The organism is Cupriavidus alkaliphilus, from assembly GCF_900094595.1.
GTDB classification, from domain to species: domain Bacteria; phylum Pseudomonadota; class Gammaproteobacteria; order Burkholderiales; family Burkholderiaceae; genus Cupriavidus; species Cupriavidus alkaliphilus.
The window spans coordinates 358254-370470 of the sequence record NZ_FMAD01000001.1; the positions used below are offsets into that span (position 1 = coordinate 358254).

Sequence of the window (12217 nt, forward strand, 5' to 3'; positions counted from 1 at the left end):
GGGCACCGCAACGCGTGGGAAAGTTCCGGGCGTGTGGCCGGGTGTGGTCAAATACCGACTTTGTATGTGTGGACAATAGGGCGATGCCGCAAGACACCGCTAACACCGCTGACTCGGCTGGCCGTGCCGCCAGGCGCCTCGCCGCGCGCGCACCGGGCGTGCTCGGGGCGCTGGTGCTTGCACTTGCCGCAGGTGCGGGCCAGGCCGCCTACAAGGTCGAGGTCGAAGCGCCCAAGCCGATCCGCGAGATACTCGAGGAGCACCTCGACCTGGCCCGCTACAAGGACCGCACCGACCTGTCGCCCGACCAGTTCGACTACATGGTCGAGACCGTCGGCGAGCAGGTGCGGGCCTTCACCTCCACCGAAGGCTATTTCGACCCGACCACTACCACCCGCGTCGAGGGCGAGGGCGACAAGCGCGTGGTCCATGTGATGGTGGACCCCGGCGCGCGCACGCTGATCCGCAACGTCGACCTGCAGGTGACCGGCCCGGCGGCGACCCAGTCGCCCGAGCAGGTGGCGGAGATGAAGGCCAAGTGGGGCCTGCCCGCGGGCGAGCCGTTCCGCCAGGACGACTGGGACAAGGCCAAGGAAGACGCGCTGGTGACGCTGCAGAGCCACACCTACTATGGCGCGCGGCTGGCCGCGTCGCAGGCGCGGGTCGAGCCGGACGAGCTGCGCGCGGACCTGTCGGCGCACTATGTCAGCGGCCCGGCCTACCGCCTGGGCGCGCTCAAGGTCACCGGCACGCGCCGCTACCCGGAACAGATCGTCTACAACGTCAACCCGCTCAACGAGGGCGAGCCGTACCGGGTGGAGCGGCTGCTGGAGCTGCAGCGCGCGATCCAGAACCAGCCGTATTTCTCCAACGTGCAGGTCGACCTGGAGCCGCCGCCGGATGCCGAGCAGGCGCCGGATGGGGTGGTCACCGCGCCGGTGTCGGTGCGCGTGCGCGAGTATCCGGTGCACCGGCTCAACAGCGGTGTCGGCTTTACCACCGATACCGGGGCGCAGGTCGAAGGACGCTATTCCTACTACAACCTGTTCAACCGCGCCTGGACCTTCGATTCGCAGGCGCGCATCGAGCAGAAGCGTTCCTACCTGTTCGCCGAGGCGGCGATGCCGCCCTCGCGCGGGGCCTACCGCAACAGCGTCTACAGCAGCTACGAGCGCACCATCGACATCGAGAACACCGACACCACCAGCCTGCGCGCGGGCCTGAAGCGCGCGCGCTCGCGCGAGAAGTACGACGTCGCGATGTCGCTTGATTTCTACTACGACAAGCTGCTGCCCGCGGGCCAGGCCAGCCAGATCAGCAAGGCGCTGGTGCCGGCCTTTGCCTGGACCCGGCGCGATGTCGACAACCCGGTGTTCCCGCGCCGCGGCAACGTCATCAACACCCAGATCGGGGTGGCCGCCAAGAACCTGCTCAGCGATGCCACCTTCCTGCGCCTGTACGGCCGGATCCGCCAGTACGTGCCGGTGGGCAAGCGCGACCTGGTGGTGGCGCGGCTGGAGCTGGGCGCCGACCTTACCGGCGACAGCGCCAGCCAGATCCCGGCGACGTTGCGCTTCCGCGCCGGCGGCACCGACTCGATCCGCGGCTACAGCTACCAGTCGATCGGCACGCCCAGCGGCGCCAGCGTGCTGCCGGCCAAGTACCTGGCCACCGGCAGCCTGGAGTACCAGTACTGGTTCAAGCCGGACTGGGGCGTGGCCGTGTTCTGGGACGCCGGCACCGCCGCCGACAACCTGCGCGGCGTGACCATCTACAACGGCGTGGGTGTGGGCGTGCGCTGGCGCACGCCGGTGGGCCCGCTGCAGCTCGACGTGGGCTACGGCATCCAGGAGCAGCAGTTCCGGCCGCACATCTCGCTGGGGGTGGCGTTCTGATGAACGTGCACGACCTGCCTTCCGTGCCCGGCGGCGGCGACGCGCCGCCGCCTTCCGGTCCGGCGCCACGCAAGCGCCGGCGGCTGTGGCGCGCGCTGGGCTGGCTGGCCGGCATCCTGCTGTTGCTGGTGGTGGTGCTGGCGGCCACCGGCGTGGCGGCGCTGCGCACCGAAACCGGCACGCGGCACCTGTGGACGCTGGCCACGCGGCTTTCGGCCGGCATGCTCAGCGGGCGCCTGGAAGGCGGCACCGTGGCGCACGGCCTGCGCCTGCGCGACGTGGTCTTCGAAAGCGGCCAGACGCGCGTGACGGTCGATCGCGTCGACGGCAGCTGGAACCTGAGCTGGCAGCCGCGGCGGCTGCATGTGCAGTGGCTGCGCATCGGCAAGGCCGAAGTGCGGCTCGGGCCGTCGGAGCCCAGCACGGAACCGATGCAGAAGCCGGCTTCGCTCGAACTGCCGCTGGCCGTCGATGTCGATGCGCTGACGCTCGAGCGCCTAGCGCTGGTGCAGGGCCCGGCGCCCACGGCCGAGCCGATGGTGTTCAGCAACCTGTCAGGGGCGCTGCACAGCGACGGCCAGCGCCACCGCGTCAGCGTGGACAAGCTGGAAACGCCTTACGGCAAGCTGGCCGCCAACGCGCAGCTGGGCGCCGCCGCGCCGTTCGCGCTCAGCGCCGAAGCCTTGCTGGAAAGCAGCTGGCAGGACGAGGCCTTCGCCGTCAACGCCACCGCGAACGGCAATCTCGATGCCTTGCGCGCCGAGGTGCAGGCCAGCGGCGACCGCATCCACCTGCGTGCCGGCGCCGATCTGACGCCGTTCGGCAAGGTGCCGTTCACGCATCTGCTGGTCGACGGCGACCGCATCAACCCGCGCCTGTTCAGCCCGTCGGCGCCGCAGGCCAACCTGACCGTGCATGCCGAGCTGCGGCCGGTGGATGGCGTGGCGGGCGGCAGCAATGCGGCGGGCGCTTCGGTGCCCGCGGCTTCAGCGCCAGCCGCCTCCGCGCCATCGGCAGCACCGGCCGCCTCTGCCCCCGCAGCCGCGCCCGCGCCGGCGCCGCTGGCGGTCGCCGGCGAGATCGAGATCCGCAACCTGGAGGCCGGCCCGCTCGACCGGGAGCGGCTGCCGGTGCAGTCGGTGCGCGCCCGCGTGGAACTGAGCGAGGCGGCGCAGTCGGTGTCGGACCTGCGCGTGGCGCTGGCGGGCAAGGCGGAGATCGCCGGCAGCGGCTCGCTGCGCGGCGGCCGCGGCGGCTTCGACCTGGACGTGCGCAGGCTGGACCCGGCGGCGCTGCATGGCTCGCTGACCAGCGCCAGCCTGTCTGGCCCGGTGGTGGTCCGCATCGAGCCGGGCCGCCAGAGCGTGGCGCTGGACCTGTCCGGCGGGCAACTCAAGGTGTTTGCCGACGCCAGCATGGACGCCGAGACCGTGACCCTGGCCGCGCTGCGCGCCGTGGTCGGCACCGGCCTGCTGACCGCCGAGGGCAAGCTGGGGCTGAAGGACAAGCAGCCGTACAGCTTCAAGGGCAAGCTGTCGGCGTTCGATCCGTCGCGGCTGGCCAAGGTGGCGGCGGGCCGGATCAATGCGGATTTCACCGCCACCGGCGAACTCGCGCCGCAACTTGGCGTGGCGCTGGACTTCGCCGTGCATGAAAGCGAATACGCGGGCCTGCCGATGACCGGCGGCGGCAAGTTGCGCCTGGCGGGCGAGCGGCTGCTGCCGAGCGAGGCCGCGCTCAGCATGGCCGGCAACCAGGCCAGCCTGCGCGGCAGCTTCGGCGCGCGCGGCGATGCGCTCAGGCTGGCGGTCGATGCACCGCAGCTCGAGCGGCTGAAGTTCGGCGTGGCCGGCAAGCTCAAGCTCGACGCCACCATCACCGGCACGCTGAAGAAGCCCGAGGTGGTGGCCGACTACAACGCGCAAACGCTGGAAATGGGGCCGCACAAGCTGGCCAGCGCCAGCGGCCGCGCCGAAATCCGCGGCGGGCTCGACGGCCCGCTGTCGGTGCAGCTGGCGGCGCGCGGCTACCGCGGCCCGCACGCCAGCCTGAGCACGCTCGACGCCACCCTCAACGGTACCCAGGCCAACCACGGCTTCGACGTCAAGGCGGCCGGCAGCCTGAACCAGCGCCCGCTGCAGCTGGCGCTGGCGGGGCAGGGCGCGTGGCGCGGCCAGGAGGGCTGGAACGGCACCATCCGCACGCTGGAAGAGCGCGGCACCGTCAACCTGCGCCTGGCCGCGCCGGCGCAGCTGCTGGTGGCCGACCAGCGCGTGCGCCTGGGCGCGACGCGCCTGCTGCTGGACCGCGCCACGCTGGCGATCGACAGCCTGGACTGGGACCACGGCCGCATCCGCAGCGCGGGCAGCCTCGACGGCCTGCAGGTGGGGCGCGTGCTGGAGCTGATGGAAACCATCACCGGCGAGCGCCCGCCGGTGCGTTCCGACCTGGTCATCGACGGCCGCTGGAACGTGGCCCTGGCCGAGACCGCCACCGGCTTTGCGGAAGTGCGCCGGCGCAGTGGCGACCTCTCGGTCAACGCGGGCCGGGGCTTCACCACGCTCGGCCTGGGCGAGACCAGCCTGCGCGCCGACGCCGGCGGCAACCGCATCGCGCTGCGCGGCGGCATGGTGTCGGGCCGCATCGGCAAGGTGGTGGTCGATGCCTCGGCCGGCCTGGTGCAGGAGCAGGGGCTGCAGACCGTGGGTCCGGCCTCGACGCTGGGCGGCACCGTCACCGTCGACGTGCCGCGGCTGAAGTCGCTGGAGGCGCTGACCGGCCCGCAGTACGCCTTCGACGGCCGCCTGGCCGCGGCGATGCGATTGGCCGGCACGGTGGCGGCGCCGCTGCTGACCGGCACCATCAATGGCGACAACCTCGCGGTGACGCTGTACGACCAGGGCCTGCGCCTGACCGACGGCACCGTGCGCGTGGTGCTGGACCAGAACACGGTCGAGCTCAGGCAGGTGGAGTTCCATGGCGGCGAGGGCAAGCTCACCGCCACCGGCAATATCAAGCTGGGCGAGGCCGATCCCAACCTGACCGGCCGCATCGTCGCCGACAAGCTGCAGCTGTTCGCCAGCCCGGAACGCACGCTGGTGGTGTCGGGCGATGCCAGCATCGCCAACGAGAACAAGCAGGTGGTGATCCGCGGCAAGTTCCGCGTCGACCGCGGCCTGTTCGACCTGCCCAAGGCCGGCGCGCCGGTGCTGGGCGACGATGTCGTGGTGATCCGGCGCAAGGACCAGCGCGCGGTCAAGACCGCGGCCACGCCGGTGCCGGAAAGCAAGCCCGCCAGCCGCTTCAGCCCGGTGATCGACCTGACCGTCGACCTCGGCAACAACTTCCGCTTCCGGGGCGCCGGCGCCGACCTGCTGCTGGCCGGGCAGATGGGCGTGAAGAGCGAACCGCTGGCGCCGATGAAGGCCACCGGCACGGTGCGCGTCACCGACGGCACCTACGAGGCCTTCGGCCGCAAGCTGGACATCGAACGCGGCATCATCAATTTCAACGGCCCGATCGACAACCCGAACATGAACATCCGCGCCATGCGCCGCAACCAGGAGGTCGAGGCCGGCGTGGAAGTCACCGGCACGGTGCGGCTGCCGCGCGTGCGGCTGGTGTCGGAGCCCAACGTGCCCGACGAGGACAAGCTGTCGTGGCTGATGTTCGGCTACGGCGCGGAAAGCGCCGGCGCCGGCCAGCAGCGCCAGCTGAGCGGCTCGGCGCTGGGCGGCGCCGCGCTGGGGCTGATCGGCGGCAGGGCCGGCAAGGGCATCGTCTCGCATTTCGGCATCGACGAATTCTCGATCGGGCCCAGCACCGCCGGCCTGAACGACCAGCAGGTGGTCAGCATGGGCAAGGCCATCACCGAACGCATGTCGGTGGGCTACGAGCAGAGCCTGACTTCGGCCTCGAACGTGGTGAAGCTGACCTGGCAGTTCTCGCGGCGCTGGTCGCTGATTGCCAAGGGCGGCTCCATCAACGGTTTGTCGGTCTTGTTCAACCGCCGCTTCGATACCTGGGCCAACCTGTTCAGCGGGGCCCCGAATCGCGGCACCAGGAGGAGCCAGCAGGATGAAAGCCAGCCACTCGACCCCGAAAGCGCCGCCCAGGCAGCCTCGGCCGTCATCGCCGAGCCGGTGCGCCGGTGATTTGCCTTCGACCTTTGCCGCGTCGCCGCGACGCCTTGCCGCCATGGGACTGATTGCCTCGATGCTTGCGCTGTTCGGCTGCGACCAGCAGAAGGTCGACGAAGCCATGAAGAAGGCGGGCGAGACCGCCCGCAACACCTGGAACGCGATCAAGCCCGACAGCGAGCTGTTCAAGGGCATCGTGCCGGGCCAGTCGACCGAGGAAGAGCTGCGCCGCCAGGCCGGCAAGCCCGAGATCGTGTGGGAAGAGGCCGACGGCGGGCGCCGGCTGGAATACCCGCGCGGCCCCGAGGGCACCACCACGTGGATGGTCACCATCGGCGCCGACGGCAAGGTCGCGAAGATCGAGCAGGTGCTGTCGGCCGAGCATTTCGCGCGCGTGCGCGCCGGCATGAGCAAGGACGATATCCGCCGCCTGCTGGGCAAGCCCACCAGGGTGGAAGCGTTCGCGCTGAAGAAAGAAGAGGTGTGGGGCTACCGCTGGATGGAGACCTCGACCGACAAGGCCTTCTTCAACGTGCATTTCAACAGCGACGGCACCGTCACCACCACCTCGCGCAGCGACGATCCGTCGCGGATGCAGGGCGGCTGAACCCGGCCCGCGCCTGCCTTCCGCCTGCCTTCCGCCTGCCTTCACCGCAGCTTCACTGCAGCAGGTGGCAGGCGGCCTGGTGCGCCGGCATGGCCGCGCCGGCGGCCGGGTCCAGCCGTCGCATGGGCGGGGTCTCGGCCGCGCACGCCGGCAGCGCGCGCGGGCAGCGCGGATGGAACTTGCAGCCCGGCGGCGGGTGCAGCGCCGAGCCGATATCGCCCAGGATCAGGCCTTCGGCGGGCTGGTGGTCCGGGTCGGGCCGCGGCGCCGAGCCCAGCAGGGCCTGCGTATAGGGATGGCGCGGCGAGCCGAAGACCGCGCTGCTGGGGCCGCTTTCCGCGATATTGCCCAGGTACATCACGCCCACCGCCGAGCTGAAGTGCTCCACCAGCGCCAGGTCATGGGCGATCACCACATAGGCCAGCCCGAAGCTGCGCTGGATCTCCGCCAGCAGGTTGACGATCTGGGCGCGGATCGAGACATCCAGCGCCGAGGTCGGCTCGTCCAGCACCAGCAGCCGCGGCCGCAGCGCCAGCGCGCGCGCCACCGCGATGCGCTGGCGCTGGCCGCCGCTGAACTCGTGCGGGTAGAGCTCGAGCGCGCCGGGCGGCAGGCCGACGATCTCCAGCAGCTCCAGCAGCCGGGCCCGCAGCGCGGCGCGGTCGCCGCCCTGGCCATGCGCCAGCAGCGGCTCGGCCAGCAGCATGCTGACCTTCAGGCGCGGATTGAGCGACGACGACGGGTCCTGGAACACCGCCTGCACCTGGCGCCGGTAGGCCAGCACGCCCTTGCGGTCCAGCGACATCACGTCCTGGCCATCGAAGCGGATCGCGCCGGCGCTGGGGCGCTCGAGCAGCAGCAACTGGCGCGCGATGGTGGTCTTGCCGCAACCCGACTCGCCCACCAGCGCAAAGGTCTGGCCGGCATCGACGGCAAAGCTGACGCCGTCGACGGCCCGCACGGTGCCGCCGCCGCGCGCGGGAAAATGCTTCTTCAGGTCTTGCACTTCAAGCAGCATGGCGTCTCCTGGCTGGCGCGGTCTCAGCCGGCCGAGGCCAGCCAGCAGCTGACCTTGTGGCCGGACTCCAGTTCGATCTCGGGGGGATAGGCGTCGTCGCACAGCGGCTTGCGGTGCGGGCAGCGCGCCGCGAAGCGGCAGCCGTGCGGCGGGTCGACCAGGCTGGGCGGGCTGCCCGGGATCGCGTACAGCCGCTCGCGCCGGTCGCCGAAGCGGGGGATGGCCTGCAGCAAGGCCTGCGTGTACGGGTGGGCGGGGCGCTGGTAAAGCGTGCGCACGTCGCCGGTCTCGACGATGCGCCCCGCGTACATCACCGCCACGCGATGGCAGATGCTGGCCGCCACGCCCAGGTCATGCGTGATCAGGATGATGCCGACGCCGGTCTGCGCCTGGATGCGGCGGAACAGCGCCATGATCTGCACCTGGATGGTCACGTCCAGCGCCGAGGTGGGCTCGTCGGCCACCAGCAGCCGCGGCGCGCTGGCGATGGCCATGCCGGTCACCACGCGCTGGCGCATGCCGCCGCTGAACTGGTGCGGATAATCGTCCAGGCGGGTCTCGGGCGAGGGGATGCGCACGCTCTCCAGCACCTGCACCACCTGGCGCCGGCGCGCCTCGCGGCTGTCGGCGCGGCCGTGGTAGTGCAGCGGCGCGCCGACCTGGTCGCCGACCGTGAATACCGGGTTGAGCGAGGTCAGCGGGTCCTGCGAGATCATGGCGATCTTGCGGCCGCGGTACTGCGTGCTCAGGGTCTTTTCCGGCAGCTGCAGCAGGTCCACGCCGTCGAGCAGCACCTTGCCGCCCAGGCGCACGCCGCCCTGGCGCGGCAGCAGGCGCAGGATCGACAGGATGGTCATGGACTTGCCCGAGCCGGACTCGCCCACCACGCCCAGGGTCTCGCCCTGGTTGACATGCAGGTCCACGCCGTCGACCGCGCGCACCATGCCGCGGCGCAGTTCGAGGTGGGTCGTCAGGCCCTGCACCGACAGCATCGGCGTGCCGTGCGAAGACGTATCCTGGGCGGCCGTTGGCAACGGGCGTCGGGTCACGTGCGGGTCCGGTCCGTTCATAGCTGCCTCCGTTTCGGGTCGAAGTGGTCGCGCAACCAGTCGCCCAGCAGGTTGGACGCCAGGCAGGTGGCCATGATCGCCAGCCCCGGCATGGTGATGGCCCACCACGCGTTGGTGATGTAGTTGCGCGCGTCGGCCAGCATCAGTCCCCACGACACGTCGGGCTGCTGGATGCCCAGGCCGAGGAAGCTCAGCGAGGCCTCGAAGATGATCACCTGGCCCACCTGCAGCGTGGCCAGCACCAGCAGGGTGTTGAGCAGGTTGGGCAGCAGGTGGCGGCGGAAGATGGTGAGCGTGCCGCAGCCCGCCACGCGCGCCAGCGCCACGTAGTCGCGCTGCTTGAGCGACATCACCTCGCCGCGCACGATGCGCGCGTACCAGGTCCAGTAGGTGACCACGATCACCAGCACCACGGTCTCGAAGCCCGGCCCCAGCACCGCCGCCAGCACCAGCGCCAGCGCCAGCGCCGGGATCGACATCTGGATGTCGACCAGCCGCATGATGAGCGCGTCCAGGCGCCCGCCGAAGTAGCCGGCCAGCATGCCCGCGGCGGTGCCGATGCCGCCGGAGATCAGGATGGCGTACAGCGCGACCACCAGCGAGATGCGGGTGCCGGCCATGATCCGCGTGAGCAGGTCGCGGCCCATGTTGTCGGTGCCGAGCGGATAGGCCCAGCTGCCGCCGGCCAGCCACGCCGGCGGCTGGAACGCGAGCCCCAGGTCGAGGCCGTTGGGGTCGTGCGGCAGCAGCGCCTCGCCGCCGATGGCGCAGGCCAGCAGCAGCGGCAGCACCGCCAGCGCAAACCAGGGCAGGCCGCGCAGGTTGCGCCGCGGGCGCTGGCGCACCGGGGCGGTGGCGCCGGCAGGAGGGATGGCGATCTCAGGCATGGCGGATCCTCGGGTCGATCAGGCCGTAGCTCAGGTCGACCAGCAGGTTGGACAGCACGAACAGCACGGAGGTGAGCATCACGCCCGCCTGCACCACGGGGAAATCGCGCGCGAACACGGCTTCGACCACGGTGCGGCCGACGCCGGGCCAGGCGAAGATGACCTCGACCACGAAGGCGCCGCCCAGCATCGCCGCGAAGTAGACGCCGAGGATCGTCACCAGCGGAATCGCCGCGTTGCGCAGCGCGTACTTCCAGACCAGCACGCGCTCGGGCAGGCCCATGGCGCGGCCCATGCGGATGTAGTCGCTGTCGAGCACATCGAGCATGGCCGAGCGCACCACGCGGGTCTGCGCCGCCACCGGATACCAGCCCAGCGCAATCGCGGGCAGCACCAGGCTGTTCCACGAGTCGCGCCCGAAGGCCGGCAGCCAGTTCAGCTGCACCGCGAACAACAGGATCAGCAGCAGGCCAACCCAGAAGTTGGGCATGGCCTGGCCCGCCATGGCGAAGACCTTGGCGAAGCGGTCGAACCACGAGCCGCGCCAGACCGCCGACAGCACGCCGAACGGCACCGCCATCGCGATCGAGAACGCCAGCGCGGCCAGGGCCAGTTCCACCGTGGCCGGCAGCCGCTCCAGGATCAGGCCGAGCGCCGGTTCCTGCCAGCGGTAAGAGTTGCCGAAGTCGCCGGTGACGGCGTTGCGCAGGAACACCAGGTACTGCGCCACCAGCGGCTGGTCCAGGCCGAGGTGCTGGCGGGTCTGTTCGATTACCTCGGGCGGCGCGTCGGCCGGCAGCAGCAGGGCCAGCGGGTCGCCGGACAGGCGCGAGATCAGGAAGATGATCACGCTCGCGCCAAGGATGCTGATCAGGCCGTGCAGCAGGCGTTTGGCAATGGGCATGGCGGGCTCCGTCGGGGAGTCATCGGCGGGGATGCCGCGCCGGCGCGCCGGGTCGGGCGCGGCCGGGCGCGGCGGCGGCTCAGCGCGGCTTCCAGCTGACTTCCTGGAACGAGCGCCAATAGTCGCGGATCGGCCAGGGCACGTAGTCGATCTTGTTGTCGCGCCAGGCAAAGGTCACCAGCGGGCGGTAGGTGGGCAGGCCGCCCAGCACGCGCTCCTGCTTGAGGCGGGCGATCTGCTGCAGCAGCGCGGTGCGCGCGGCGGGGTCCATGGTCTGGCGCTGTTTTTCCAGCAGCGCGTCGACCTCGGGGTCGCTGGTGTACGAGTAGGTGCCCCAGCCGCCGCCGGCCTGGTAGCTGTGCAGGTGTCCCGACCACGCCAGGCCGGGATCGCCGGGCAGGCCCTGCGACCACATCCAGCTCAGCACGCCATCCATCTCGGGCGGACCGGAACGGCCGCGCTTGCCGAGGCTGATCCATGCGCCGTACTCCAGGTTGCGCACCTGGCAGCGGATGCCGACGGCGCTCAGGTAGGCGTACATGGCTTCGCCCACTTCCTTCACGCCCGGCTCGCGCGGCGTGGTGAGGTTGTAGCAGGGGGTGTCGAAGCCATTGGGGTAGCCGGCCTGCTTGAGCAGTTCGCGCGCGCGCTTCTGGTCGAAGGCATAGGGCTTGAGCGCGGGGTCGTAGCCGTTGGAGGCCTTGCCCACCTGCGCATAGCGCTCGCCCTGGCCGAACAGCACGCGCTTGATGATGGCGTCGACATCGATGGCATGCGCGGCGGCCTGGCGCACGCGCACGTCATTGAACGGCGACTTCGGCATCTGCGTGTTGAAGTTCAGGAAGAGATTGTTGCCGCTGACCAGCGTGACGGTCTTCACACCCGGCATCTTCCTGAATTCCTCCACCATCGATGGCGGCACGTTGTCGATGAAATCCACCTTGCCGGTCTTGAACGCCGCCACCCGGGTCAGGTCCTCGGGAATCACCTTGATCGTCAGTTCCTTGATGCCGGGGCGCTTGTCCTGGTTCCAGTAGCCGTCGAAGGCTTCCAGCCTGAGCTCGTCCTTGGCCGTGCGCGAGACGAACTTCCATGGCCCGGTGCCCACCGGTTTCCTGGCGAACTCTTCCTCGCCGACCTTCTGGATGTACTTCTTGGGCATGGCCCACAGCTGCATGTTGCCGACGATGAACTGCGCGTCGGGCTGCTTGAAATGCAGCTTGAAGCGGTGCGCATCGATGATCTCGAAGCGCTCGACCGACGACACATAGTGCGAGAAGAAGCTGCTCTTGGGATCGCGCTGGCGCTGCCACGAGAACTCGAGGTCCTCCGACGTCAGCGGGTCGCCGTTATGGAAGCGCACGCCCTTGCGCAGCTGCACGTCGAGCACCGGCTTGCCGTCCTTGCCGGTGTCGAGCTTCCAGCTTTCCGCCAGCCAGTTCTCGTCCTTGAGCGCGGCGTTGCGGCGCACCAGCATTTCGAAGATCTGGCCGACAAAATAATGGTCGACCCCGGCCGAGATCTTGACCGGGTCGAGCGTGGTCGACTCCGCGCCGAAGGCGACGGTGAGGCTGCCGGTGGCGGGCGCGGGCGCGGCATGCGCGAGCGGCACGATGGCCGCGGCGACGATGCCGGCCAGCAGCCGGTAATGGGTGGCGTCGGACGGTTTCTTCATTTGCATGGTGCTCCTCCTGTTG

General features: G+C 70.4%; 8 protein-coding genes. 3 read left to right on the forward strand and 5 right to left on the reverse strand.

Features of this window, described 5'->3' with window-relative positions; genetic code table 11:
* The first annotated feature begins 83 nt into the window (after positions 1 to 83).
* Genes GA0116996_RS01680 through bamE form a run of 3 tightly spaced genes read left to right on the forward strand, consistent with a single transcriptional unit; the run spans position 84 to position 6641 of the window.
* The gene (locus GA0116996_RS01680; RefSeq protein WP_092306703.1) at positions 84 to 1895 is read left to right on the forward strand and encodes an autotransporter assembly complex protein TamA; all 1812 of its coding nucleotides are present in this window, start codon (positions 84 to 86) and stop codon (positions 1893 to 1895) included.
* Positions 1895 to 6049: a translocation/assembly module TamB domain-containing protein gene (locus GA0116996_RS01685; protein WP_092306705.1), complete on the forward strand. Its 4155-nt coding sequence runs from the start codon at positions 1895 to 1897 to the stop codon at positions 6047 to 6049. The genes GA0116996_RS01680 and GA0116996_RS01685 overlap by 1 nt, the downstream gene beginning before the upstream one ends.
* A gap of 43 nt (positions 6050 to 6092) precedes the next feature.
* A complete protein-coding gene (gene bamE / locus GA0116996_RS01690; RefSeq protein ID WP_092306707.1) occupies positions 6093 to 6641 on the forward strand; it encodes an outer membrane protein assembly factor BamE domain-containing protein in 549 nt (182 codons plus the stop codon).
* Positions 6642 to 6693: 52 nt separating this feature from the next.
* Here bamE and GA0116996_RS01695 read toward each other — a convergent pair whose 3' ends face one another.
* The 5 genes from GA0116996_RS01695 to GA0116996_RS01715 all read right to left on the reverse strand — a co-directional run bounded on the left by GA0116996_RS01695 (position 6694) and on the right by GA0116996_RS01715 (position 12201).
* Positions 6694 to 7659 carry an ABC transporter ATP-binding protein gene (locus GA0116996_RS01695; protein ID WP_092306709.1) on the reverse strand — a complete coding sequence of 322 codons (966 nt, stop codon included), beginning with the start codon at positions 7657 to 7659 and terminating at the stop codon, positions 6694 to 6696.
* Positions 7660 to 7682: 23 nt separating this feature from the next.
* The gene (locus GA0116996_RS01700; protein ID WP_092306711.1) at positions 7683 to 8729 is read right to left on the reverse strand and encodes an ABC transporter ATP-binding protein; all 1047 of its coding nucleotides are present in this window, start codon (positions 8727 to 8729) and stop codon (positions 7683 to 7685) included.
* On the reverse strand, positions 8726 to 9616 hold the full coding sequence (locus GA0116996_RS01705) for an ABC transporter permease (RefSeq protein ID WP_092306713.1): 891 nt from the start codon (positions 9614 to 9616) through the stop codon (positions 8726 to 8728). Before GA0116996_RS01705 ends, GA0116996_RS01700 begins: the two co-directional genes overlap by 4 nt.
* Complete coding sequence (locus tag GA0116996_RS01710) at positions 9609 to 10520, reverse strand: ABC transporter permease (RefSeq protein WP_092306715.1); 912 nt, start codon at positions 10518 to 10520, stop codon at positions 9609 to 9611. Before GA0116996_RS01710 ends, GA0116996_RS01705 begins: the two co-directional genes overlap by 8 nt.
* 79 nt (positions 10521 to 10599) lie before the next feature.
* Positions 10600 to 12201, reverse strand: coding sequence for an ABC transporter substrate-binding protein (locus GA0116996_RS01715; RefSeq protein WP_092306717.1), 1602 nt, complete (start codon positions 12199 to 12201; stop codon positions 10600 to 10602).
* Positions 12202 to 12217 lie beyond the last annotated feature (16 nt).

Coding starts and splice junctions, on each gene's coding strand:
- GA0116996_RS01680 (WP_092306703.1), top strand. CDS start 84: ATGCCGCAAGACACCGCTAACACCGCTGACTCGGCTGGCCGTGCCGCC.
- GA0116996_RS01685 (WP_092306705.1), top strand. CDS start 1,895: ATGAACGTGCACGACCTGCCTTCCGTGCCCGGCGGCGGCGACGCGCCG.
- bamE (WP_092306707.1), top strand. CDS start 6,093: ATGGGACTGATTGCCTCGATGCTTGCGCTGTTCGGCTGCGACCAGCAG.
- GA0116996_RS01695 (WP_092306709.1), bottom strand. CDS start 7,659: ATGCTGCTTGAAGTGCAAGACCTGAAGAAGCATTTTCCCGCGCGCGGC.
- GA0116996_RS01700 (WP_092306711.1), bottom strand. CDS start 8,729: ATGAACGGACCGGACCCGCACGTGACCCGACGCCCGTTGCCAACGGCC.
- GA0116996_RS01705 (WP_092306713.1), bottom strand. CDS start 9,616: ATGCCTGAGATCGCCATCCCTCCTGCCGGCGCCACCGCCCCGGTGCGC.
- GA0116996_RS01710 (WP_092306715.1), bottom strand. CDS start 10,520: ATGCCCATTGCCAAACGCCTGCTGCACGGCCTGATCAGCATCCTTGGC.
- GA0116996_RS01715 (WP_092306717.1), bottom strand. CDS start 12,201: ATGCAAATGAAGAAACCGTCCGACGCCACCCATTACCGGCTGCTGGCC.